Source organism: Rhodococcus sp. ENV425 (assembly GCF_002887785.1).
Lineage (GTDB): Bacteria > Actinomycetota > Actinomycetes > Mycobacteriales > Mycobacteriaceae > Rhodococcus > Rhodococcus aetherivorans.
The window spans coordinates 1-22,079 of the sequence record NZ_PCZU01000297.1 but is presented as its reverse complement, the minus strand read 5'-3'; the positions used below and the strand labels follow the sequence as shown (position 1 = coordinate 22,079).

36 protein-coding genes and 1 pseudogene are annotated in these 22,079 nt (G+C 68.5%); 33 read left to right on the top strand and 4 right to left on the bottom strand.

Going from position 1 to position 22,079, the window contains the following annotated elements:
• The 22 genes from rplD to map form a co-directional block, all read left to right on the top strand.
• Nucleotides 1-454, top strand: a 454-nt coding sequence (gene rplD, locus CQZ88_RS32095; RefSeq protein ID WP_258008848.1) for a 50S ribosomal protein L4, incomplete at its 5' end; no start/stop codon positions are given.
• A complete protein-coding gene (gene rplW, locus CQZ88_RS28215) occupies nucleotides 451-756 on the top strand; it encodes a 50S ribosomal protein L23 (protein ID WP_102800613.1) in 306 nt (101 codons plus the stop codon). The genes rplD and rplW, both read left to right, overlap by 4 nt.
• A 37-nt stretch (nucleotides 757-793) precedes the next feature.
• Nucleotides 794-1,627, top strand: a complete 834-nt coding sequence (gene rplB, locus CQZ88_RS28210) for a 50S ribosomal protein L2 (protein WP_003938089.1) — start codon at nucleotides 794-796, stop codon at nucleotides 1,625-1,627.
• Between the two features lie 19 nt (nucleotides 1,628-1,646).
• Complete coding sequence (gene rpsS, locus CQZ88_RS28205; RefSeq protein ID WP_003938088.1) at nucleotides 1,647-1,928, top strand: 30S ribosomal protein S19; 282 nt, start codon at nucleotides 1,647-1,649, stop codon at nucleotides 1,926-1,928.
• Nucleotides 1,925-2,350: a 50S ribosomal protein L22 gene (gene rplV, locus CQZ88_RS28200; protein WP_037201025.1), complete on the top strand. Its 426-nt coding sequence runs from the start codon at nucleotides 1,925-1,927 to the stop codon at nucleotides 2,348-2,350. Before rpsS ends, rplV begins: the two co-directional genes overlap by 4 nt.
• Nucleotides 2,350-3,147 carry a 30S ribosomal protein S3 gene (rpsC, locus tag CQZ88_RS28195; protein ID WP_003938086.1) on the top strand — a complete coding sequence of 266 codons (798 nt, stop codon included), beginning with the start codon at nucleotides 2,350-2,352 and terminating at the stop codon, nucleotides 3,145-3,147. The genes rplV and rpsC overlap by 1 nt, the downstream gene beginning before the upstream one ends.
• Nucleotides 3,148-3,150: 3 nt before the next feature.
• Complete coding sequence (gene rplP / locus CQZ88_RS28190) at nucleotides 3,151-3,567, top strand: 50S ribosomal protein L16 (protein WP_006947154.1); 417 nt, start codon at nucleotides 3,151-3,153, stop codon at nucleotides 3,565-3,567.
• Nucleotides 3,567-3,803 (top strand): 50S ribosomal protein L29, encoded by a 237-nt coding sequence (rpmC, locus tag CQZ88_RS28185; protein ID WP_003938084.1) that lies wholly within the window; start codon nucleotides 3,567-3,569, stop codon nucleotides 3,801-3,803. The genes rplP and rpmC overlap by 1 nt, the downstream gene beginning before the upstream one ends.
• Complete coding sequence (gene rpsQ, locus CQZ88_RS28180) at nucleotides 3,800-4,084, top strand: 30S ribosomal protein S17 (RefSeq protein ID WP_026137932.1); 285 nt, start codon at nucleotides 3,800-3,802, stop codon at nucleotides 4,082-4,084. The genes rpmC and rpsQ overlap by 4 nt, the downstream gene beginning before the upstream one ends.
• Before the next feature lie 206 nt (nucleotides 4,085-4,290).
• Nucleotides 4,291-4,659, top strand: coding sequence for a 50S ribosomal protein L14 (gene rplN, locus CQZ88_RS28175; RefSeq protein WP_006947156.1), 369 nt, complete (start codon nucleotides 4,291-4,293; stop codon nucleotides 4,657-4,659).
• The gene (gene rplX / locus CQZ88_RS28170) at nucleotides 4,659-4,976 is read left to right on the top strand and encodes a 50S ribosomal protein L24 (RefSeq protein WP_006947157.1); all 318 of its coding nucleotides are present in this window, start codon (nucleotides 4,659-4,661) and stop codon (nucleotides 4,974-4,976) included. The genes rplN and rplX overlap by 1 nt, the downstream gene beginning before the upstream one ends.
• 1 nt (nucleotide 4,977) lies before the next feature.
• Nucleotides 4,978-5,544, top strand: a complete 567-nt coding sequence (rplE, locus tag CQZ88_RS28165) for a 50S ribosomal protein L5 (protein WP_006947158.1) — start codon at nucleotides 4,978-4,980, stop codon at nucleotides 5,542-5,544.
• A 4-nt stretch (nucleotides 5,545-5,548) separates the two neighbouring features.
• Nucleotides 5,549-5,734, top strand: a complete 186-nt coding sequence (locus CQZ88_RS28160; protein ID WP_006947159.1) for a type Z 30S ribosomal protein S14 — start codon at nucleotides 5,549-5,551, stop codon at nucleotides 5,732-5,734.
• 178 nt (nucleotides 5,735-5,912) lie between these two features.
• Complete coding sequence (gene rpsH, locus CQZ88_RS28155) at nucleotides 5,913-6,311, top strand: 30S ribosomal protein S8 (protein WP_017681442.1); 399 nt, start codon at nucleotides 5,913-5,915, stop codon at nucleotides 6,309-6,311.
• A 14-nt stretch (nucleotides 6,312-6,325) separates the two neighbouring features.
• The gene (gene rplF / locus CQZ88_RS28150) at nucleotides 6,326-6,865 is read left to right on the top strand and encodes a 50S ribosomal protein L6 (RefSeq protein WP_006947161.1); all 540 of its coding nucleotides are present in this window, start codon (nucleotides 6,326-6,328) and stop codon (nucleotides 6,863-6,865) included.
• A gap of 2 nt (nucleotides 6,866-6,867) precedes the next feature.
• Nucleotides 6,868-7,275, top strand: coding sequence for a 50S ribosomal protein L18 (gene rplR / locus CQZ88_RS28145; protein WP_029544906.1), 408 nt, complete (start codon nucleotides 6,868-6,870; stop codon nucleotides 7,273-7,275).
• 31 nt (nucleotides 7,276-7,306) lie between these two features.
• Nucleotides 7,307-7,957, top strand: a complete 651-nt coding sequence (rpsE, locus tag CQZ88_RS28140) for a 30S ribosomal protein S5 (protein ID WP_006947163.1) — start codon at nucleotides 7,307-7,309, stop codon at nucleotides 7,955-7,957.
• Nucleotides 7,957-8,157: a 50S ribosomal protein L30 gene (gene rpmD, locus CQZ88_RS28135; protein WP_006947165.1), complete on the top strand. Its 201-nt coding sequence runs from the start codon at nucleotides 7,957-7,959 to the stop codon at nucleotides 8,155-8,157. The genes rpsE and rpmD overlap by 1 nt, the downstream gene beginning before the upstream one ends.
• Entirely contained in the window at nucleotides 8,154-8,597 is a 444-nt protein-coding gene (rplO, locus tag CQZ88_RS28130; RefSeq protein ID WP_006947166.1) for a 50S ribosomal protein L15, read from the top strand. The genes rpmD and rplO overlap by 4 nt, the downstream gene beginning before the upstream one ends.
• 247 nt (nucleotides 8,598-8,844) lie before the next feature.
• Nucleotides 8,845-10,158, top strand: a complete 1,314-nt coding sequence (gene secY, locus CQZ88_RS28125) for a preprotein translocase subunit SecY (RefSeq protein WP_006947167.1) — start codon at nucleotides 8,845-8,847, stop codon at nucleotides 10,156-10,158.
• Nucleotides 10,155-10,700: an adenylate kinase gene (locus tag CQZ88_RS28120; protein ID WP_006947168.1), complete on the top strand. Its 546-nt coding sequence runs from the start codon at nucleotides 10,155-10,157 to the stop codon at nucleotides 10,698-10,700. The genes secY and CQZ88_RS28120 overlap by 4 nt, the downstream gene beginning before the upstream one ends.
• A gap of 18 nt (nucleotides 10,701-10,718) precedes the next feature.
• Nucleotides 10,719-11,516: a type I methionyl aminopeptidase gene (gene map, locus CQZ88_RS28115; RefSeq protein WP_006947169.1), complete on the top strand. Its 798-nt coding sequence runs from the start codon at nucleotides 10,719-10,721 to the stop codon at nucleotides 11,514-11,516.
• A gap of 84 nt (nucleotides 11,517-11,600) precedes the next feature.
• Here the strand turns inward: map and dtd are convergent, their stop codons facing one another.
• Nucleotides 11,601-12,038 carry a D-aminoacyl-tRNA deacylase gene (gene dtd, locus CQZ88_RS28110; RefSeq protein WP_102800612.1) on the bottom strand — a complete coding sequence of 146 codons (438 nt, stop codon included), beginning with the start codon at nucleotides 12,036-12,038 and terminating at the stop codon, nucleotides 11,601-11,603.
• Nucleotides 12,039-12,210: 172 nt separating this feature from the next.
• On the opposite strand from dtd, the gene infA reads away from it, so the two are divergent.
• The 9 genes from infA (at nucleotide 12,211) to CQZ88_RS28065 (ending at nucleotide 18,107) form a co-directional block, all read left to right on the top strand.
• The gene (gene infA, locus CQZ88_RS28105) at nucleotides 12,211-12,432 is read left to right on the top strand and encodes a translation initiation factor IF-1 (protein ID WP_003886926.1); all 222 of its coding nucleotides are present in this window, start codon (nucleotides 12,211-12,213) and stop codon (nucleotides 12,430-12,432) included.
• 91 nt (nucleotides 12,433-12,523) lie between these two features.
• Complete coding sequence (gene rpmJ, locus CQZ88_RS28100) at nucleotides 12,524-12,637, top strand: 50S ribosomal protein L36 (protein WP_003938068.1); 114 nt, start codon at nucleotides 12,524-12,526, stop codon at nucleotides 12,635-12,637.
• 244 nt (nucleotides 12,638-12,881) lie between these two features.
• Nucleotides 12,882-13,250 carry a 30S ribosomal protein S13 gene (gene rpsM, locus CQZ88_RS28095; protein ID WP_003938067.1) on the top strand — a complete coding sequence of 123 codons (369 nt, stop codon included), beginning with the start codon at nucleotides 12,882-12,884 and terminating at the stop codon, nucleotides 13,248-13,250.
• Complete coding sequence (gene rpsK / locus CQZ88_RS28090; protein ID WP_003938066.1) at nucleotides 13,250-13,663, top strand: 30S ribosomal protein S11; 414 nt, start codon at nucleotides 13,250-13,252, stop codon at nucleotides 13,661-13,663. The genes rpsM and rpsK overlap by 1 nt, the downstream gene beginning before the upstream one ends.
• A 21-nt stretch (nucleotides 13,664-13,684) precedes the next feature.
• On the top strand, nucleotides 13,685-14,290 hold the full coding sequence (gene rpsD / locus CQZ88_RS28085; protein WP_006947173.1) for a 30S ribosomal protein S4: 606 nt from the start codon (nucleotides 13,685-13,687) through the stop codon (nucleotides 14,288-14,290).
• Nucleotides 14,291-14,392: 102 nt separating this feature from the next.
• Nucleotides 14,393-15,454, top strand: coding sequence for a DNA-directed RNA polymerase subunit alpha (locus CQZ88_RS28080; RefSeq protein ID WP_006947180.1), 1,062 nt, complete (start codon nucleotides 14,393-14,395; stop codon nucleotides 15,452-15,454).
• 31 nt (nucleotides 15,455-15,485) lie between these two features.
• Nucleotides 15,486-16,058: a 50S ribosomal protein L17 gene (gene rplQ / locus CQZ88_RS28075; RefSeq protein WP_006947182.1), complete on the top strand. Its 573-nt coding sequence runs from the start codon at nucleotides 15,486-15,488 to the stop codon at nucleotides 16,056-16,058.
• A 5-nt stretch (nucleotides 16,059-16,063) separates the two neighbouring features.
• Complete coding sequence (gene truA, locus CQZ88_RS28070) at nucleotides 16,064-17,011, top strand: tRNA pseudouridine(38-40) synthase TruA (RefSeq protein WP_029544901.1); 948 nt, start codon at nucleotides 16,064-16,066, stop codon at nucleotides 17,009-17,011.
• A 91-nt stretch (nucleotides 17,012-17,102) separates the two neighbouring features.
• Entirely contained in the window at nucleotides 17,103-18,107 is a 1,005-nt protein-coding gene (locus CQZ88_RS28065) for an alpha/beta hydrolase family protein (RefSeq protein WP_006947192.1), read from the top strand.
• Between the two features lie 274 nt (nucleotides 18,108-18,381).
• On the opposite strand, the gene CQZ88_RS30115 is transcribed toward CQZ88_RS28065, so the two are convergent.
• Nucleotides 18,382-18,549: a hypothetical protein gene (locus tag CQZ88_RS30115; RefSeq protein WP_155948273.1), complete on the bottom strand. Its 168-nt coding sequence runs from the start codon at nucleotides 18,547-18,549 to the stop codon at nucleotides 18,382-18,384.
• Nucleotides 18,550-18,716: 167 nt separating this feature from the next.
• Nucleotides 18,717-19,859 carry an acyl-CoA dehydrogenase family protein gene (locus CQZ88_RS28060; protein WP_006947196.1) on the bottom strand — a complete coding sequence of 381 codons (1,143 nt, stop codon included), beginning with the start codon at nucleotides 19,857-19,859 and terminating at the stop codon, nucleotides 18,717-18,719.
• Nucleotides 19,860-19,916: 57 nt separating this feature from the next.
• On the opposite strand from CQZ88_RS28060, the gene CQZ88_RS28055 reads away from it, so the two are divergent.
• Nucleotides 19,917-20,498: a TetR/AcrR family transcriptional regulator gene (locus tag CQZ88_RS28055; RefSeq protein WP_006947198.1), complete on the top strand. Its 582-nt coding sequence runs from the start codon at nucleotides 19,917-19,919 to the stop codon at nucleotides 20,496-20,498.
• Between the two features lie 18 nt (nucleotides 20,499-20,516).
• Entirely contained in the window at nucleotides 20,517-21,083 is a 567-nt protein-coding gene (locus tag CQZ88_RS28050; RefSeq protein WP_006947200.1) for an NADPH-dependent FMN reductase, read from the top strand.
• On the opposite strand, the pseudogene CQZ88_RS28045 reads toward CQZ88_RS28050, so the two are convergent.
• Nucleotides 21,071-22,079: pseudogene (locus tag CQZ88_RS28045) on the bottom strand (type VII secretion protein EccE); the annotation flags it as partial. The gene CQZ88_RS28050 and the pseudogene CQZ88_RS28045 overlap by 13 nt on opposite strands.

Below are 22,079 nucleotides of genomic sequence, written 5' to 3'. Positions count from 1 at the left end.
CACCGGCCGCGCCCGCCAGGGTTCGACCCGCGCGCCGCAGTTCGCCGGCGGTGGCACCGTGCACGGCCCGCAGCCGCGCGACTACAGCCAGCGCACCCCCAAGAAGATGAAGGCCGCCGCCCTCCGCGGTGCCCTCTCCGACCGGGCCCGCAACGAGCGCATCCACGTGATCACCGAGCTCGTGGCCGGACAGACGCCGTCGACCAAGGGCGCGCGCACCTTCCTCGCGGAGCTGACCGATCGCAGGAACCTGCTCCTCGTCGTCGGCCGTGAGGATCTCGCGGCGTGGAAGAGCGTGCAGAACCTGCAGAACGTGCACGCGATCGCTCCGGACCAGCTGAACACCTACGACGTGCTCTACAGCGACGACGTCGTGTTCAGCGTCGAGGCGCTCGACACGTTCATCCACGGGCCGGCCGAGTCCGCCCAGGCAGAGAAGGAGGAGAGCAAGTGAGCACGATCGCGGATCCGCGCGACATCCTGCTGGCTCCGGTCATCTCCGAGAAGTCCTACGGGCTGATGGAGGACGGCACCTACACCTTCCTGGTGCACCCGGACTCGAACAAGACGCAGATCAAGATTGCCGTCGAGAAGGTCTTCGGCGTCAAGGTGACCAGCGTCAACACCGCCAACCGTCAGGGCAAGCGCAAGCGGACCCGGTTCGGTTACGGCAAGCGCAAGGACACCAAGCGCGCGCTCGTGACCCTGTCGGCCGACAGCAAGCCCATCGAGATCTTCGGAGGGCCGGTCGCGTAGGCGGCCGGGTCTCGAGAGATAGAGGACGAGAAGACTCATGGCAATTCGTAAGTACAAGCCGACAACCCCGGGTCGGCGCGGCGCGAGTGTCTCGGATTTCGCCGAGATCACCCGCTCGACGCCCGAGAAGTCGCTGGTTCGCCCGCTGCACGGCCGCGGTGGTCGCAACGCGCACGGCCGCATCACCACCCGTCACAAGGGTGGCGGACACAAGCGTGCCTACCGCCTGATCGACTTCCGCCGCAACGACAAGGACGGCATCCCGGCCAAGGTCGCTCACATCGAGTACGACCCCAACCGCACCGCCCGCATCGCGCTGCTGCACTACGTGGACGGCGAGAAGCGCTACATCATCGCCCCCAAGGGCCTGGTGCAGGGCGCCCCGGTCGAGTCCGGCCCGCAGGCCGACATCAAGCCCGGCAACAACCTGCCGCTGCGCAACATCCCGACCGGTACCACCATCCACGCGGTGGAACTGCGTCCGGGCGGCGGCGCCAAGATGGCCCGCTCCGCCGGCGCCAGCATCCAGCTGCTCGGTAAGGAAGGCACCTACGCCACCCTGCGTATGCCCTCCGGTGAGATCCGTCGCGTCGACGTGCGCTGCCGCGCCACCGTCGGCGAGGTCGGCAACGCCGAGCAGTCGAACATCAACTGGGGCAAGGCCGGCCGCATGCGCTGGAAGGGCAAGCGCCCGACCGTCCGTGGTGTGGTCATGAACCCGGTCGACCACCCGCACGGCGGTGGTGAGGGCAAGACCTCGGGTGGTCGCCACCCGGTCAGCCCGTGGGGCAAGCCCGAGGGCCGCACCCGCAAGAACAAGGCGTCCGACAAGCTCATCGTCCGTCGTCGCCGTACCGGCAAGAAGCGCTAGTCAAGGAGGGAGTTAGAGAATGCCACGCAGCCTCAAGAAGGGCCCGTTCGTCGACGACCACCTCCTGGCGAAGGTCGATACGCAGAACGAAAAGGGCACCAAGCAGGTCATCAAGACCTGGTCGCGCCGTTCCACCATTCTGCCCGACTTCATCGGTCACACGTTCGCCGTCCACGACGGTCGCAAGCACGTGCCGGTGTTCGTCTCGGAGTCGATGGTCGGCCACAAGCTCGGCGAGTTCGCGCCGACCCGTACGTTCAAGGGCCACATCAAGGACGACCGGAAGAGCAAGCGCCGATGAGCAACGCGAAGAGCTCGGCACAGCTGAGCACCGAAACACCCGCAAACAGCGCTCGGGCTGTTGCGCGCCACGTGCGCGTGACCCCGATGAAGGCGCGCCGCGTCGTCGACATCGTCCGGGGCAAGTCCGTGGACGAGGCTCTGTCGATCCTGAAGTTCGCACCGCAGGCCGCGGCCGAGCCGGTCGCCAAGGTGATCGCGAGCGCCGCCGCGAACGCGCAGAACAACCTCGACCTCGACCCGAGCACGCTTGTCGTCGCGACGGCGTACGTCGACGAGGGCGCGACCCTCAAGCGGTTCCAGCCGCGCGCCCAGGGCCGTGCATTCCGCATCCGCAAGCGGACGAGCCACATCACCGTGATCGTCGAGAGCAAGGCGCCTGCGTCTGCTGGAAACCGTAACCGCCGGAAGGGAGCTCAGTAGTGGGCCAGAAGATCAACCCGCACGGCTTCCGTCTGGGCATCACCACCGACTGGAAGTCGCGCTGGTACGCCGACAAGCAGTACGCGGAGTACGTGAAGGAAGACGTCGCGATCCGCAAGTTCCTGGCCACCGGCCTCGAGCGTGCCGGCATCGCCAAGGTCGAGATCGAGCGCACCCGCGACCGTGTGCGTGTGGACATCCACACCGCGCGTCCGGGCATCGTCATCGGCCGCCGCGGCGCCGAGGCCGATCGCATCCGCGCCGAGCTCGAGAAGCTGACCGGCAAGCAGGTTCAGCTGAACATCCTCGAGGTCAAGAACGCCGAGTCCGAGGCTCAGCTGGTGGCGCAGGGCGTCGCCGAGCAGCTCTCGAACCGCGTCGCGTTCCGTCGCGCCATGCGCAAGGCCATCCAGTCGGCCATGCGCCAGCCCAACGTCAAGGGCATCCGGGTGCAGTGCTCGGGCCGCCTCGGCGGCGCCGAGATGTCCCGCTCGGAGTTCTACCGCGAGGGCCGGGTCCCGCTGCACACGCTGCGCGCGGACATCGACTACGGCCTGTACGAGGCGAAGACCACCTTCGGCCGCATCGGCGTGAAGGTCTGGATCTACAAGGGCGACATCGTCGGTGGCCGTCGTGAGCTGGCCGCTGCGGCCGCCGCCCCGGCCGACCGCCCCCGTCGCGAGCGTCCGAGCCGTCCCCGTCGCTCCGGTGCCTCGGGCACCACCGCGACGAGCACCGACGCCGGCCGCGCCGCCTCCGCCGATGCACCCGCTCCGACCGAGAATCAGGAGGGCTGACGCATGTTGATCCCACGGCGGGTCAAGCACCGCAAGCAGCACCACCCGAGCCGCTCGGGTGCCGCCAAGGGTGGGACCCAGGTGACCTTCGGTGACTACGGCATCCAGGCTCTCGAGCCGGCCTACATCACCAACCGGCAGATCGAGTCCGCTCGTATCGCCATGACCCGGCACATCAAGCGTGGCGGCAAGATCTGGATCAACATCTTCCCGGATCGCCCCCTCACCAAGAAGCCGGCCGAGACCCGCATGGGTTCCGGTAAGGGCTCGCCCGAGTGGTGGGTCGCGAACGTCAAGCCCGGACGGGTGATGTTCGAGATGAGCTACCCGAACGAGGAGATTGCCCGCGAGGCCCTTCGGCGCGCGATGCACAAGCTCCCGTGCAAGTGCAGGATCGTGACGAGGGAGGAGCAGTTCTGATGGCTACCGGAACCCCCGCCACAGAGCTCCGCGAGCTGACCGAGGAAGAGCTGGTCACCAAGCTCCGCGAAGCGAAGGAAGAGCTGTTCAACCTTCGTTTCCAGATGGCCACCGGCCAGCTGGACAACAACCGCCGGCTGCGCGTCGTGCGCAACGAGATCGCTCGCATCTACACGGTGCTGCGTGAGCGCGAGCTCGGCCTGGCCTCCGGCCCGGATGCGGGTGACGCGGCATGAGTGAGGAAAAGGCAGTGACCCAGAAGGAAGAGCGCGCCAGCCGCAAGGTCCGCATCGGCTACGTCGTCTCCGACAAGATGGAGAAGACGATCGTGGTCGAGCTCGAGGACCGGGTGAAGCACCCGCTGTACGGCAAGATCATCCGCCGTACCACCAAGGTGAAGGCGCACGACGAGAACGGCGTGGCCGGCATCGGCGACCGCGTGCAGCTGATGGAGACCCGTCCGCTGTCCGCGACCAAGCGGTGGCGTCTGGTCGAGGTGCTCGAGAAGGCCAAGTAAGGCCTCCTCCACCCCCCGCCGCGGGGGTGACGAAGGGACCCAGTACGATGGTGGGGTTGTCTCGAGCGGCCTGCTTCAGGCAGCACCGGGACAGCCCCACCTTCGTGGGTACGGACCGTGCACGTCGGGTCGGAAATCCGCCGTGCAGACAGAAAAGGGTGCGCGCACCCGGATCTGTCGAATTCAGCCAGGTCAAGGAGAAGTAAGTGATCCAGCAGGAGTCGCGACTGCGCGTCGCCGACAACACGGGTGCCAAGGAGATTCTCTGCATCCGCGTTCTCGGTGGCTCGTCCCGTCGCTACGCCGGTATCGGTGACATCATCGTCGCCACCGTGAAGGACGCGATCCCCGGTGGCAACGTCAAGCGTGGTGACGTCGTCAAGGCTGTCGTCGTGCGCACCTCCAAGGAGCGCCGCCGGCCGGACGGCTCGTACATCAAGTTCGACGAGAACGCCGCCGTCATCATCAAGGGTGACAACGACCCGCGCGGCACCCGCATCTTCGGCCCCGTCGGCCGTGAGCTGCGCGACAAGCGGTTCATGAAGATCGTCTCGCTCGCTCCGGAGGTGCTGTGATGAAGGTGCACAAGGGCGACACCGTGCTCGTCATCTCGGGCAAGGACAAGGGTGCCAAGGGCAAGGTCATCGCGGCCTACCCGAAGGAGAACCGGGTCCTCGTCGAGGGCGTGAACCGGATCAAGAAGCACACGGCGGTCTCGGCCAACGAGCGCGGCGCCTCCTCCGGGGGCATCGTGACGCAGGAGGCCCCGATCCACGTTTCCAACGTCGCTGTCATCGACTCGGACGGCAACCCCACCCGGGTGGGCTACCGGACCGACGAGGAAACCGGCAAGCGCGTTCGGATTTCCCGGAAGAACGGGAAGGACATCTGACATGACCACCACCGAGAACAAGACCGCACCGCGTCTGAAGACCCGGTACCGCGAGGAGATCCGCGACGCGCTGAACGCGGAGTTCGACTACGCGAACGTCATGCAGATCCCCGGCGTCGTGAAGGTCGTCGTCAACATGGGTGTCGGTGACGCCGCCCGCGACGCGAAGCTGATCAACGGCGCCGTCGCCGACCTGGCCCTGATCACCGGCCAGAAGCCGGAGATCCGCAAGGCCCGCAAGTCGATCGCGCAGTTCAAGCTCCGTGAGGGCATGCCGATCGGTGCGCGCGTCACGCTGCGCGGCGACCGCATGTGGGAGTTCCTGGACCGCCTGGTCTCCATCGCGCTGCCCCGTATCCGGGACTTCCGTGGCCTCAACGGCAACCAGTTCGACGGCAACGGCAACTACACGTTCGGCCTGAACGAGCAGTCGATGTTCCACGAGATCGACGTGGACAAGATCGATCGCCCGCGCGGCATGGACATCACCGTCGTCACGACCGCCACCAACAACGAAGAAGGCCGTGCCCTGCTGAAGCACCTCGGCTTCCCGTTCAAGGAGAACTGAGCCCATGGCTAAGAAGGCACTGGTCAACAAGGCCAACAAGAAGCCGAAGTTCGCGGTGCGCGCCTACACCCGCTGCCAGCGTTGCGGGCGCCCCCACGCGGTGTTCCGCAAGTTCGGTCTCTGCCGCGTCTGCCTCCGTGAGATGGCACACCGCGGTGAGCTTCCCGGAGTTCACAAGAGCTCCTGGTGACGTGAACGGTGGGTGACCGCAGGGTCACCCACCGTCACTACTGTCAGGGGCCGGTCGCATCCGCGTCCGGTCCGCATGAAACCAAGTTCGTCGTAGGCCCACGGCCGGCGCACCGGTGATTCGTCACCACTGCCGGTGTTGCATGGGAACCGCAACGAGAAAGGTGAACAGGTCAGCCATGACCATGACCGACCCCATCGCAGACTTCTTGACGCGTCTGCGCAACGCCAACACGGCGTACCACGACGAGGTGAAGCTTCCCCACTCGAAGATCAAGGCGAACATCGCCGAGATCCTCAAGCGTGAGGGCTACATCGCCGACTTCCGCACCGAGGATGCCGAGGTGGGCAAGACCCTCGTCGTCGACCTCAAGTACGGCCCTTCCCGTGAGCGCAGCCTCGCCGGTGTGCGCCGCGTGTCGAAGCCCGGCCTGCGCGTGTACGCGAAATCCACCAACCTGCCCAAGGTCCTGGGCGGCCTCGGCGTGGCGATCATCTCCACGTCCTCCGGCCTGCTCACCGATCGCCAGGCGGCCAAGCAGGGAGTGGGCGGGGAAGTCCTCGCCTACGTCTGGTAAGGGAGGCCACCACAATGTCGCGTATTGGAAAGCTTCCGGTCACCGTCCCCTCGGGTGTCGAGGTGACCATCGACGGCCAGGACGTCGCAGTGAAGGGCCCCAAGGGCAACCTCTCGCTGACCATCGCCGAGCCGATCACCATCGCCAAGGGTGAGGACGGCGCGCTCAACGTGAGCCGTCCGAACGACGAGCGCCGCAGCCGTGCGCTGCACGGCCTGTCGCGCACCCTCGTGCAGAACCTCATCGACGGTGTCACCCAGGGGTACACCACGAAGATGGAGATCCACGGCGTCGGTTACCGCGTCGCGCTCAAGGGCAAGGACCTCGAGTTCTCGCTCGGCTACAGCCACCCGGTCCCGATCGAGGCCCCCGAGGGCATCACGTTCGCGGTCGAGTCGCCGACGAAGTTCTCGATCTCGGGCATCGACAAGCAGAAGGTCGGCCAGATCGCGGCCAACATCCGCCGGCTGCGCAAGTCCGACCCGTACAAGGGCAAGGGCATCCGCTACGAGGGCGAGCAGGTGCGCCGCAAGGTCGGAAAGACGGGTAAGTGATCATGAGCCAGACCGAGAACCAGAAGGCCAAGCGGATTCCGCTCGGCAAGGACGCGTCCACCCGGCGTCGGCTGTCGAAGCAGCGTCGGCACTTCCGTCTGCGCAAGAAGGTCGCCGGCACCGCCGAGCGTCCCCGTCTCGTCGTGAACCGGTCCTCGCGCCACATCCACGCCCAGCTGGTGGACGACCTGACGGGCACCACCCTGGCGGCGGCCTCGACCGTCGAGCCGGACGTGCGTGCGGTCGAGGGCGACAAGAAGGCGCGCGGCGCCAAGGTCGGTCAGCTGCTCGCCGAGCGTGCCAAGGCTGCCGGCGTGGAGGCCGTGGTCTTCGACCGCGGCGGCCACACCTACAGCGGCCGGATCGCGGCCCTCGCAGACGCGGCTCGCGAAAGCGGGTTGAAGTTCTGATGACCATCTCTTCGAACGGAAGGAACGCCTGATGCCGGGACGTCAGCGGCGTGACGGCGGCAACGGCCCCGCCGGACAGAATGGCCCCAACACCGGGGACCAGCGTGGTGGTCGCGACCGCCGCGATCGTGACTCGCGTGGCGGCGGTGCCGCCGAGAAGTCGAACTACATCGAGCGTGTCGTCTCGATCAACCGTGTGTCGAAGGTCGTCAAGGGCGGCCGTCGCTTCAGCTTCACCGCGCTGGTGATCGTGGGCGACGGCAACGGCCTGGTCGGCGTCGGCTACGGCAAGGCCAAGGAAGTTCCCGCGGCCATCCAGAAGGGTGTCGAGGAAGCGCGCAAGGGCTTCTTCCGCGTCCCGCTCATCGGCTCCACCGTCACCCACCCGGTGCAGGGTGAGGCCGCGGCGGGTGTCGTCATGCTGCGTCCGGCCTCGCCGGGTACCGGTGTGATCGCCGGTGGCGCGGTGCGTGCCGTGCTCGAATGCGCGGGCATCCACGACATCCTGTCGAAGTCGCTCGGTAGCGACAACGCCATCAACGTCGTGCACGCCACCGTGGCCGCCCTCAAGCAGCTGCAGCGCCCCGAGGAAGTCGCGGCTCGCCGCGGTCTGCCCCTCGAGGACGTCGCACCTGCGGGCATGCTGCGCGCCCGGGCACAGGCTGCTGGGAGCGTGAAGTAATGGCAGAGCTGAAGATCACGCAGGTCAAGAGCACCATCGGCGCCAAGTCGAACCAGCGCGACAGCCTGCGCACCCTCGGTCTGCGGAAGATCCGCCAGTCCGTGGTCCGCGAGGACAACGCGCAGAACCGCGGCTTGATCAACGTGGTGCGTCACCTCGTCGTTGTCGAGGAAGTCACTGCTGAGGAGGCCTCCAAGTGACCATCAAGCTGCACCACCTGCGCCCGGCCCCGGGCGCGAAGACGGACAAGACCCGCGTCGGCCGCGGTGAGGGTTCGAAGGGCAAGACCGCCGGTCGCGGTACGAAGGGCACCAAGGCGCGCAAGAACGTCTCGGCGGCCTTCGAGGGTGGCCAGATGCCGCTGCACATGCGGCTGCCGAAGCTCAAGGGCTTCAAGAACGCCTTCCGCACCGAATACCAGGTCGTCAATGTCGGCGACATCGCCCGCCTGTTCCCCGAGGGTGGCCAGGTCGGCGTCGACGAGCTCGTCGCCAAGGGCGCGGTTCGTAAGAACCAGCTCGTGAAGGTCCTCGGCGAGGGCGAGCTCACGGTTGCCGTGCAGGTGACCGCGAACAAGTTCTCCGGTTCCGCCAAGGAGAAGATCGCCGCTGCCGGCGGCACCGCGACCGAACTGGCCTGACCGGTTCGCTCGTGCGTGACGCACAGCTCGAGAACGGCCGCACTGCAGCACGTCCCGCAGTGCGGCCGTTCGGCGTTCGCACCCCACCGCATGCCGCGCGGCGGAGCACATCCGCCGCGCGTGCGAGCCGCCCCGACCCGGCGCCACGGCACCGGTCCGGGGCGCGCTGCTAGAGTTCAAGAGTTGTCGACCGTCGGACCCCGCGCGTCGATCCACAGTCTCCCGTTTCGCCCTGCCAGGAGGATCTTTGCTTTCCGCCTTCGTCTCGGCCCTCAGGACCCCGGACCTGAGGCGGAAGATCCTCGTCGCGCTCGGGTTGGTGGCCCTGTACCGCCTCGGCGCGACGTTGCCGTCTCCGGGCGTCGACTACGGCAATGTGCGCGCCTGCATCGATCAGCTCAGCGGCGGCGACTCCGCCGGGATCTACTCGCTGATCAATCTGTTCTCCGGTGGCGCGCTGCTACAGCTGTCGGTGTTCGCGATCGGCATCATGCCGTTCATCACCGCGAGCATCATCGTCCAGCTGCTGACGGTGGTCATTCCACGATTCGAGGAACTCCGCAAGGAGGGCCAGGCCGGCCAGGCCAAGATGACGCAGTACACGCGGTACCTCGCGGTGGCGCTCGCCGTGCTGCAGTCCACCGGCATCGTCGCCCTCGCTGCCCGTGGTCAGCTACTGCAGGGCTGTACCGAACCGATCCTGGCCGACGACAGCATCTTCGGCATGGTCGTGATCGTGCTGGTCATGACGGCCGGTGCGGCACTCGTCATGTGGTTCGGTGAGCTCATCACCGAGCGCGGCGTCGGCAACGGCATGTCGATCCTGATCTTCTCCGGCATCGCCTCGCGGCTGCCGGCCGAGGGCCGCACCATCCTCGAGTCCCGCGGTGGCCTGGTCTTCGCCATCGTCCTCGTCGTCGCGCTGGTGGTCATCACCGGCGTGGTGTTCGTCGAGCAGGGCCAGCGCCGGATCCCGGTGCAGTACGCCAAGCGCATGGTGGGCCGGCGCATGTACGGCGGTTCCTCGACCTACCTGCCCCTGAAGGTCAACCAGGCCGGCATCATCCCGGTGATCTTCGCGTCGTCGTTGCTGTACCTGCCGAACCTCATCGCCCAGCTGACCGGAGCCACCTCGGCCACCGACCCGAGCTGGTGGCAGCGGATCATCAACGAATACCTGGTGAATCCGAACAACCCCGTTTACATCGCGATCTACTTCTCGCTGATCGTCTTCTTCGTCTTCTTCTACGTCGCCATCACCTTCAACCCGGAGGAACGGGCCGACGAGATGAAGAAGTACGGCGGATTCATCCCCGGCATCCGGCCGGGACGCCCCACTGCCGAGTACCTCAGCTACGTCCTCAACCGCATCACGGTTCCAGGTTCGCTGTACCTGGGTCTCATCGCGACGCTGCCCAACTTCTTCCTCTCGGGCAGCCAGACCGCCACCAGCATCTTCGGCGGCGCCGCGGTGCTCATTCTCGTCAGTGTCGCGCTGGACACTGTCAAGCAGATCGAAAGTCAACTCATGCAGCGCAACTACGAAGGGTTCCTCAAGTGAGACTTGTACTCCTCGGTCCGCCCGGTGCCGGCAAGGGCACGCAGGCCGCCATCCTGTCGGAGAAGCTCGGCGTCCCCGCAATCTCCACCGGGGATCTGTTCCGGGCCAACATCGGGCAGGGCACCCCGCTCGGCCTCGAAGCCAAGAAGTACATCGACGCCGGGGAGCTCGTGCCCGCCGAGATCACCAACAACATGGTGCGCGCCCGCCTCGCCGAGCCCGACGCCGCCAACGGCTTCCTGCTCGACGGCTTCCCCCGCAGCGTGGAGCAGGCCCGCGAACTCGAGGCCATCCTGAAGGATCTCGACACCCAACTCGACGGGGTCCTGTCCTTCGACATCGACGAGGACGTGGTGGTGGAGCGGATGCTCGCCCGCGGCCGCGCCGACGACACCGAGGACGTCATCCGCAACCGGCTCCGGGTCTACCGCGAGGAGACCGCGCCGCTGCTCGACTACTACGCCGATTCGCTCGTCACGGTCGACGCCGTCGGCGAGGTCGACGAGATCAACGCGCGCGCCCTCGCGGCCCTCGGCAAGTAAGGACGCAGGAGCAAGAAGATGGGTTTCGGGCGCAAGCGCAAGGTGGTTCCGTTCCGCACCGCCGGCGAACTCGATGCGATGGCGGCGGCGGGTGCCGTCGTCGGCGCCGCTCTCGTGGCGGTACGGAAGGCGGCGAAGCCGGGCGTGAGCACCCTGGAACTGGACCAGGTGGCGGAGGCGGTCATCCGCGACGCGGGGGCCGTCCCCTCCTTCCTGGGCTACCACGGGTTCACCGGCTCGATCTGTTCGTCGGTGAACGACCGCGTGGTGCACGGCATCCCCTCGGCGACGGAGATCCTCGCCGAGGGCGATCTCGTGTCGATCGACTGCGGCGCGATTCTCGACGGCTGGCACGGCGACTCGGCGTGGACCTTCGGAGTCGGTGAGCTCTCCGCCGCCGACGCCGACCTCAGCGATGCGACGCGGCTGTCGATGGAGGCGGGGATTGCGGCGATGCTGCCGGACAACCGGCTCACCGACGTCTCGCACGCCATCGAGCTGGGTACCCGCGCCGCGGAGTCGGCGCACGGCCGGAGCTACGGCATCGTCGACGGCTACGGCGGCCACGCCATCGGCCGCGAGATGCACATGGACCCGTTCCTGCCGAACGAGGGCGCGCCCGGCAAGGGCCCCCGTCTCGTGGTGGGATCGGTGCTCGCCATCGAGCCGATGCTGACCCTCGGCACCTACGAGACCGAGGTGCTCGGCGACAAGTGGACCGTCGTCACGACCGACGGCAGCCGCGCCGCGCACTGGGAGCACACCGTCGCGGTGACCGAGGACGGTCCGCGCATCCTGACCCCGCGCCCGGAGTAGCGGCGGTGGCGGCGAGCGAATGTATCGCTCGCTGCCGTGAAGGAGCTGAACGATACACTCGCTCGGGCCGCGGGCGCCGCCGGTTCACGCCTCGAGCAGGAGGGTGACCGGGCCGTCGTTCACCAGGCTCACCTCCATGTGCTCCCCGAAGACGCCGGTCTGCACGTCGGCGCCCAGGCCGCGCAGCGCCGTCGTGAACTCGTCCACCAGGGGTTCGGCCACCGCGCGTGGCGCGGCCGCCGACCACGACGGACGGCGGCTCCTGCGGGTGTCGGCCATGAGCGTGAACTGGCTGACGACGAGGATCGGTGCGGCCAGATCGGACGCGGACTTCTCGTCCTCGAGGATCCGCAACGTCCACACCTTCCGGGCGAGCGTGGCGGCCTTCGCCGCGTCGTCGTCGTGGGTCACGCCGACGAGCACGAGCAGCCCGTGACCGCCGACCCGGGGCGAGATGCGGGCGACCTCGCGCCCGTCGACCGCGACCGCGGCACCCGTCACCCGCTGAACCAACGCCCGCACGGCTGTCCTCCTCGCATCTCGGCATTTGGCCCCGGTGGGAAAGTTCCCGTAACATAGATCGATGGTGCGCCCTGCGCGCCGGCCCGCGGTTGTCCGCAGGCCGGTCACGTCGAGCGTCACGGTAACGGAAACCGATGCAACCACACGCCGAACAACACGGATCGCGGAGGATATGGCCAAGAAAGACGGAGCCATCGAGGTCGAGGGTCGCGTGATCGAGCCGCTGCCCAATGCGATGTTTCGCATTGAGCTCGAGAACGGTCACAAGGTCCTGGCTCACATCAGCGGCAAGATGCGTCAGCACTACATTCGCATCCTGCCCGAGGACCGGGTTGTCGTGGAGCTCTCGCCCTACGACCTGTCGCGTGGGCGCATCGTCTACCGCTACAAGTAAGAGCTTCCCCGGCCGCACGGTCGGGGAGAACCATGTCTGCGGCATGCCTCGTGCTCTGCCGCAGGCGTACACACAGGAGATCAGACGCACCGTGAAGGTTCAGCCGAGCGTCAAGAAGATCTGCGAGAAGTGCAAGGTGATCCGCCGTAACGGCCGGGTCATGGTGATCTGCGAGAACCTGCGCCACAAGCAGCGCCAGGGCTAGACCACCCGCTCTTCGAAAGATCGGCTTGGCAACAAGCTAGAGAAGACCTTCCAGCACCAGTCGTTCGGTCACGATTCCCGATTCGTCGGGGAGCCGCGCGATACACCCCCGGTTCGGAGGCCGGGGCCCCACTGTGTTTCGGACTACCGGCGTTCCGGCTTCGGCCGGGCCGCGGGACCACACAGTTTCACGACGCAGGGGACGGGCTGGGAGCAGACCTCCGCACACCGAATAGGAATGCCACATGGCACGTCTCGCAGGTGTCGATCTTCCCCGCGAAAAGCGGATGGAGATCGCACTGACCTACATCTACGGCATCGGCCGTACCCGCTCGAAGGAGATCCTCGAGGCCACCGGCGTGAGCCCGGATCTGCGCAGCAAGGACCTCTCCGACGAGGATCTCGCCAAGCTGCGCGAGTTCATCGAGGAGACCTACAAGGTCGAGGGTGACCTCCGCCGCGAGGTCCAGGCGGACATCCGTCGCAAGATCGAGATCGGCTGCTACCAGGGCCTGCGACACCGTCGTGGTCTGCCCGTGCGTGGACAGCGCACCAAGACCAACGCCCGCACCCGCAAGGGTCCGAAGCGCACCGTCGCAGGAAAGAAGAAGTAATGCCTCCCAAGTCACGCAGCACCGGTCCGAAGAAGACCCAGAAGGCGCGCCGCAGGGACAAGAAGAACGTCCCGCACGGTGCCGCTCACATCAAGAGCACCTTCAACAACACGATCGTGTCCATCACGGACCCGAACGGCAACGTCATCTCCTGGGCGTCCTCCGGCCACGTCGGCTTCAAGGGTTCGCGCAAGTCGACCCCGTTCGCCGCGCAGCTCGCCGCCGAGAACGCTGCCCGCAAGGCGCAGGAGCACGGTGTCAAGAAGGTCGACGTCTTCGTGAAGGGCCCGGGCTCGGGCCGCGAGACGGCGATCCGCTCCCTCCAGGCCGCGGGCCTCGAGGTCGGCACCATCTCCGACGTCACCCCCCAGCCGCACAACGGCTGCCGTCCGCCCAAGCGGCGTCGCGTCTAACGGGAAAGGAAGGTTTGAATCATGGCTCGCTATACCGGTCCCGTTACCCGTAAGTCGCGTCGTCTGCGCGTCGACCTCGTCGGAGGCGACCAGGCGTTCGAGCGTCGCCCCTACCCGCCCGGCCAGCACGGCCGCGCGCGGATCAAGGAGAGCGAATACCTGCTCCAGCTGCAGGAGAAGCAGAAGGCCCGCTTCTCCTACGGCGTGATGGAGAAGCAGTTCCGTCGTTACTACGAGGAGGCCGCCGGCCGGCCCGGCAAGACCGGTGAGGTCCTGCTGGTCATCCTCGAGTCGCGTCTGGACAACGTCGTCTACCGCGCCGGTCTCGCCCGGACCCGCCGTCAGGCCCGCCAGCTGGTGAGCCACGGCCACTTCCTGGTGAACGGCAAGAAGGTCGACATCCCGAGCTACCGCGTCTCGCAGTACGACATCATCGACGTCCGCGAGAAGTCGCTGGGCACGCTGCCCTTCCAGGTGGCCCGTGAGACCCAGGGTGACCGCCCGATCCCGGGTTGGCTGCAGGTCGTCGGCCCGCGTCTGCGGGTGCTGGTCCACCAGCTCCCCGAGCGCGCGCAGATCGACATCCCGCTGCAGGAACAGCTGATCGTCGAGTACTACTCGAAGTAAGGCGCTTCGCGCCGTGGTGTCCTTCCGGTCCTCCCGAGGTCCGGGGGGACACCACACCCCGACCAGGGCGTCATATGGCGGACGCCCACAAGGAGGCACTCCATGCTCATCTCGCAGCGACCCACCCTCAGCGAAGAGGTCATCGCCGACGACCGCTCGAAGTTCGTCATCGAACCCCTCGAGCCCGGTTTCGGGTACACCCTCGGCAACTCGCTTCGTCGCACCCTGCTGTCCTCGATTCCGGGCGCGGCCGTCACCAGCATTCGCATCGACGGCGTGCTCCACGAGTTCACCACGGTCCCCGGGGTCAAGGAGGATGTCACCGACATCATCCTGAACCTCAAGGGCCTCGTGGTCAGCTCGGAAGAGGACGAGCCGGTCACCATGTACGTCCGCAAGCAGGGCCCCGGCACCGTGACCGCGGGCGACATCGTGCCCCCGGCCGGTGTCACCGTCCACAACCCGGACCTGCACATCGCCACCCTGAACGACAAGGGCAAGCTGGAGATCGAGCTCGTCGTCGAGCGCGGCCGCGGCTACGTCCCCGCTGTTCAGAACAAGGCATCCGGCGCCGAGATCGGCCGCATCCCGGTCGACTCGATCTATTCGCCGGTGCTCAAGGTGACCTACAAGGTGGAGGCGACCCGCGTCGAGCAGCGCACCGACTTCGATCGGTTGATTCTCGACGTGGAGACCAAGAACTCGATCACCGCGCGGGACGCGCTCGCCTCGGCGGGCAAGACCCTGGTGGAGCTCTTCGGTCTGGCCCGTGAGCTGAACGTCGAAGCAGAAGGCATCGAGATCGGTCCCTCGCCCGCCGAGGCCGACCACATCGCCTCCTTCGGACTCCCCATCGAGGACCTCGACCTGACGGTCCGGTCCTACAACTGCCTCAAGCGCGAGGGTGTGCACACCGTCGGTGAGCTCGTGGCACGCACGGAGTCCGATCTGCTCGACATCCGCAACTTCGGTCAGAAGTCCATCGACGAGGTGAAGGTCAAGCTGCACTCGCTCGGCCTCTCCCTCAAGGACAGCCCCGCGTCCTTCGACCCGAGCACCGTCGCCGGCTACGACGCCGCGACCGGTACCTGGAGCGACACGGACGCCGGTTCCTTCGGCGACGCCGAGGGGAACGAGGACTACGCCGAGACCGAGCAGCTGTAGCAGCTCACGGTCCGTTACTAGGAGATTCATCATGCCCAAGCCCAAGAAGGGTGCCCGCTTCGGCGGGTCGGCCTCGCACCAGAAGGCGCTGATGGCCAACCTGGCCACCGCGCTCTTCGAGCACGGCCGCATCACCACCACCGAGGCCAAGGCCAAGGCCCTGCGGCCCTACGCCGAGAAGCTCGTCACGCACGCGAAGGCCGGCACGCTGGCCAACCGTCGTGAGGTGCTGAAGGTCATCCGCAACAAGGACGTCGTCCACACGCTGTTCGCGGAGATCGGCCCGTTCTACGAGGACCGCAACGGCGGCTACACCCGCATCGTCAAGACGATGCCGCGCAAGGGTGACAACGCTCCCATGGCGATCATCGAGCTCGTCAAGGAGAAGACGGTCACGTCCGAGGCCGACCGCGCCCGGCGCGTCGCCGCCTCGCAGAGCGCGCCGGCCACCGAGGCCCCGGCCGAGGAGAATGTGGTCGAGGCCGTCGAGGCCGACGCCACCGACGCGCAGGTCGAGAACGCGGACGCCGTCGTCGACGCGATCGAGGACGAGAACGCCACCGCGGCCGACGCCAAGGACGCCGACGAGGCCAAGAAGGAATAGTCCACTTGGTTTCGGCATCCGCTGAAGCGAACGAGCCCGTCGCCCCCCACGGGGGCGGCGGGCCCGTTGCTTTCGAGAACCCTTCCGCCGCCGCCGTGGACACCACCCGGCTGCGGCTCGACATCGCCTACGACGGCACCGACTTCTCCGGCTGGGCGCGTCAGCCGGGACGGCGGACGGTGTGCGGGGAGATCGAGGAGAAGCTCGGTGCGATCGTGCGCGCGCCGGTGCAGCTCACCGTCGCCGGCCGCACCGACGCCGGGGTGCACGCCTCCGGTCAGGTCGCGCACGTCGACGTCCCCACCGCCGCGATTCCGGACGACCTCGTCCGCCTGGTGCGCCGTCTCGCCCGGTTCCTGCCCCGCGACGTCCGCATCACCGGCATCTCCGTCGCCCCGCCGCACTTCGACGCCCGCTTCTCGGCGATCCGCCGGCACTACGAGTACCGGCTCACCACCGCCGTGTACGGGGCGGACCCCCTGCGGGCCCGCGACACCGTCGCCTGGCCCAAGCCGGTGGACGTCGACGCGATGCGCGCGGCGTCGACCTCGCTGCTGGGCCTGCACGACTTCGCGGCCTTCTGCAAGCGGCGCGACGGGGCGACGACGGTCCGCGAACTGCAGCGCTTCGACTGGACGGTGTCCGGCGGTCGCGCGGCGGGCGCCGGTCCGGACGTCGGCGTGATCCTCACCGCGCACGTGAGCGCGGACGCGTTCTGCTGGTCGATGGTGCGCAGCCTCGTCGGCGCGGCGCTGGCCGTGGGGGAGGGGCGGCGCAGTGTCGAATGGATGACCGCACTGCTCGACGAACGGGAGCGTGCCGCGGCGGTGGCCGTGGCCCCGGCGCACGGGCTCAGTCTCGTCGGCGTCGACTATCCCGCCGACGACGACCTCGCGGCGCGCAACGCGGCCACCCGCGAGATGCGCGGGCCCATCAGCCCCGGCTGCTGCTGACCTGCGGCCGGGCCGGCCGGTGATATGTTCCGACGAGCACGTCCCCCGGCCGGCCCGGCCGGGGGATCGGCGTGTGAGAGGGAGGCACCCATTGCTGGACTTGCCCGCGATCCGGCGACGGGGTGCGACGGTGGCGGTGGCACTGCTCGCCGCGACGTCGCTGCTGACGGCACCGGCGCTCGCCCAGCCGGCTGCGGATGCGGACCCGGCCGGTGCCTACGTCGATCACGTGGAGGAGCGGACCGCGCGCGACTGGGTGCTGCACGTGTACTCGCCGTCCATGGACCGGGTGATCCCGGTCGAGGTGATCCGGCCCGCGGACACCTCCGCGGCGCGACCGACGTTCTACCTGCTCAACGGCGCCGGTGGGGGTGAGGACGCCGCCAACTGGCGGGACCAGACGGACGTCCGCGAGTTCTTCGACGGCAAGAACGTCAACGTCGTCACTCCCGTGGGCGGCGCCTTCGCGTACTACACGGACTGGATCCGCGACGACCCGAAGCTCGGCCGGCACCGGTGGGCGACGTTCCTGACGTCGGAGTTGCCGCCGGTCGTCGACGCGGTGCTGGGCGCCGACGGCCGCAACGCCGTCGCGGGGATGTCGATGTCGGGCAGCTCGGTGCTGGCCCTCGCCCAGCAGTCGCCGGGGCTGTACGAGGCGGTGGCGTCCTACAGCGGGTGTGCACAGACGAGCAGCGACCCGGGGCGCAGCTACGTGGAGGCCGTCGTCACCCTCGGCGGCGGCGACGTCGAGAACATGTGGGGGCCGATCGGCGGACCGGGGTGGATCGCCAACGATGCGGCGCTGAACGCGGAGAAGTTGCGCGGCACGACGCTGTACATCTCGTCCGGCGGCGGTCTGCCCGGCCCGCACGAGGCGGCGTTGGGCGGGCAGGTGGATCCGGTCGACCTGGTCGTCCTCGGATCCATCGAGGCGGCCACGGCCCAGTGCACCGAGCGGCTGCGGCGGACCTTCGACGAACTCGGGATCGAGGCGACCTTCAGCACGGGCGCGCAGGGCACGCACTCGTGGGGTTACTGGCAGGACGCGCTGCACGAGTCCTGGCCGATCCTCGCGGAGGCGATCGGCGCGTAGCGCGGCCCGGCACGCGTGACGGAAACAGCAAGGGGGCGAGGTCGGATGACCTCGCCCCCTTCGCTACGCGTCGAGGCGTCTCTCAGATCAGCCAGCTGAGGAAGGAGAGCACGTGGTCGATCAGGGAGCCGAGCGAGCCGAGCAGCATGGGAATTACCTCCGATGTCGATGTACAAATCCTGGACGTACGTCCAACAAGATCTAAGTACAGGCTGTCCGCTTTGCCCAGAAAATGTGACGCAGGATACCGAGGGGAACGGCGAGGGGTCGGAGGTCAGTCCGCGATCATCCGGAGCAGCGCCGCCACCGCGCGGAACGGCAGCGACAGGAGCCGCAGGAACAGGACGCCGAGCTCGGCGAGTGTCGCCACCGTGTCGGCGGCGTCGGCCGCCCACTCCATCCGGTCCGCGGCTCTGCGGCCACGCCTACGACGTCTGTCCACCGGCGCACGGTAGCAGGTGGTTCGCGAAATCTGACAGGAGGATGTTTCAGATTCCACGGCAGGAGTTATCCGGGCGGTGTCGGGGTGCGCGAGCCGCCGGGGAGGACGGCCGCGCGCCCCGACGCCGCCGGGAGTGCGCGCCCCGGGGCTGCCGGGAGTTCACACCGTCAGCCGGCCAGGTGCCGCGCGATGACCAGCCGCTGGATCTGGTTCGTGCCCTCGAAGATCTGGGTGATCTTCGCGTCCCGCATGAAACGTTCGACGGGGAAGTCGCGGGTGTAGCCGTAGCCGCCGAGCACCTGCACGGCGTCGGTGGTCACCTTCATCGCCGCATCGGTCGCGACGAGCTTCGCGACCGACGCCTGCCGCGAGTAGGGCAGGCCGGCATCCTTGCGGCGCGCGGCGTCGATGTACGTCGCGCGGGCCGAGTCCACCGCGGCGGCCATGTCGGCGAGGACGAACCCGAGTCCCTGGTGGTCGATGATCTTCTTGCCGAACGCCTTGCGCTCCTTGGCGTATGCGGTGGCCTCGTCGAGCGCGGCCTGCGCGAGACCCACCGCGACGGCCGCGATGCCGAGCCGGCCCGAGTCGAGCGCGCTGAACGCGATCGGCAGGCCCTGGCCCTCGGCGCCGATGCGGCGCTCGCCGGGCACGAACGCGTCGTCGTAGTGGGCGGTGGTGGTCGGGATGGCGTGCAGACCCATCTTCTCCTCGGGCTTCCCGAAGCTCAGGCCCTCGGTTCCGGCCGGCACGAGGAAGCAGGAGATGCCCTTCGAGCCGGCGTCGGAGGTCCGGGCGAACAGCGTGTAGAAGTCTGCCTTGCCGCCGTTGGTGATCCACGCCTTCGATCCGGAGATCCGGTAGCCGCCGTCCACGGCCGTCGCGCGGCAGGCCAGGGCCGCGGCATCGGACCCGGCCTGCGGCTCGGAGAGGCTGTAGGCGCCGATCGTGTCGCCGCCGAGCATGTCCGGCAGCCACTTGTTCTTCTGCTCGTCGGTGCCGTGGGTGGCCAGCGCGAAGCACGACAGCCCGTGCACGCTCACCGCGACGGCAACCGCCGCCCAGCGGGCGCCGAGCTCCTCGAGCACCTGCAGGTACACCTCGTACGGCTGGTTGCCGCCGCCGAATTCCTCCGGGTACGGCAGGCTCAGCAACCCCGCCGCGCCGAGGGCCGGGAAGACCCCCTCGGGGAACGTCTCGGTGCGCTCGTGTTCGACGACCCGCGGGGCGAGAACCTTGTCCGCGACGTCGCGGGTCAGTTCGATGAGGTCGTAGGCCTCGGGGGTGGGCAGCAGGCGCTCGACAGGCACGGCAGACTCCTCGATCGGAAATAGTACTGAGAACGATACTGCAGTACTGTATGAAGTATGACAAGAGCGGGGATCCGACGCGGCACGGCACGTCAGGCGCAGCTGTTCGACCAGCTCGTCGCCCTGTTCCTCGCCGCGGGCTTCGCCCACTTCACCCTCGACGACATCGCCGCCCGCCTGCACTGCTCGAAGTCGACGCTCTACACCCTCGCCGAGAGCAAGGACCGCCTCGTCCGCGCGGCCACCGTGCACTTCTTCCGTGGCGCCACCGAACGCGTCGAGGCCGAACTCGACGGCCACACCGGCGCCGCCGACCGCATCCGCGCCTACCTCGAAGCCGTCGGCCGGCAACTCGAACCCGCCTCCGCGCAGTTCATGGAGGACATGGCCGCCGCCCCCACCGCCCGCGAGGTCTACGAACGCAACACCCGCCTCGCCGCCGAACGCGTCCGCGACCTCATCGCCGACGGCGTCGCCGCCGGCGAACTGCGCGACGTGCACGCCGCGTTCGTCGCCGACGTCGTCGCGGCTGTCATGGTCCGCATCCAGCAGCGCCACGTCGCCGAGGCCACCGGCCTGCCGGACGCCCAGGCCTACCGCGAACTCGCCGCCCTCCTGACCCACGGCCTCACCGCCTGAGCCGCCTACCATCGGCCCATGGACGCCGAAGCCCCGATTCGTCTCGAGATCGTCGTCGCCAGCGTGCGCGCCGGACGGATCGCCCCCGTCGTCGCCGACTGGTTCGCCGCCACCGCACGGCAGCGCCCCGAGTTCGACGTCGGCGTGCTCGACCTCGCCGACACCCCGCTGCCGCAGGATCTCTCCGGCGGCCCTGAGACCGAGGCGTTCACCCGGCGGATCGAGGCGGCCGACGCATTCGCCGTCGTCACCTCCGAGTACAACCACGGGTATCCGGCCGCCCTCAAGACCGCCATCGACACCGTCAAACGCGAATGGCGCACCAAGCCGATCGGATTCGTCTCCTACGGCGGGCTCTCCGGCGGGTTGCGCGCCGTCGAGCAACTCCGGCAGGTCGTCGTCGAGGTGCACATGGTCCCGGTCCGCGAATCGGTCAGCTTCCACCGCGTCAAGCACGCCTTCGCCGCCGACGGCACCACCACCGACGGCGCCGCGATCGACGCCGCGCAGCGCATGTTGAACCAGCTCGCCTGGTGGGCGCGGACCGTGCGCGCCGGGCGGGCCGCCCAGCCCTACCCCGGCTGAGGGACCCGGCTCAGCGCGGGCGCCGGCTGCGCGGCACGTGGACGGCCGATGTACGCGGCCTCGGCGTCGATGCTCACCAACGACAGCGACAGCCGTCGGCCACCCGCCGCCAGCACCACCCGATCGCCGGCCGCTCCGGGCTGCAGGATCGACACGTCCGGGCGCTCGCGCGGCCACCGATCCGGATGTGCGTGCACGTGGATCGCGGTCGTCCCGGCCGGGACCGTCGCCGGCCGCACGCCGTCGTACACGATCGTGTCGAAGCCCCGATCGTCGCCGGCCAACCGCAACCGGTCCGGACCCGCCGCGGCCAGCAGGGGACGCCAGGCCCGGGCGCGATCGGTGTGGATCACCACGCGGGCGCCCGTCGCCACCGCCCGGAACACCACTTGCTGCGCCAGATACAGCTCCCCGGCGACATACACGGTGCGCACCCCCCGGCCGGTCAGGCGGACGGACACGGCCGCACCGGACTCGTCCGCGCCGAGCAGCTGCCCGCATCCCGTCACCGGCAGCGCCAGGGCGTCGACGTCGGCGAGGTGCCTGGTGCGCAGCGGGATCAGATCCTCGAGCCCCACCGCGGCCGTCGGGATCGACGCCAGCAACCCGTCCAGTTCGCGGCTCCACAGCCGTCGGGTGCCCGGCATCCGGATCCTCGGCTCGGGCGTGCGGCTCGTGCCGCGCACCGACGCTCCCACCCGCACGGCTCCCGGCTCGGCGCCGGGGCGCAGCCGAACCGCGATCGTCGCCGACGACAGTGACTCGGACCAGACCCGGGTCATGATCGCCCGGTCGAGGTGCCCCGGCTCCACCACCGCGGCGCGACTGTAGCCGCCGGGAAGCCGTACTGCGCCCCGATCCTCCTCGAGCAACGCCGGATCCGCGCACCCGGCGACGGACTCCACCGCCCCGGCGATCTCTCCCGCGCCGAGGATCCTCGCGGTGTGGTGCTGCTCCGCCAACGCGCGCACGACGCGCCGCGCCGCGGCGGTCACC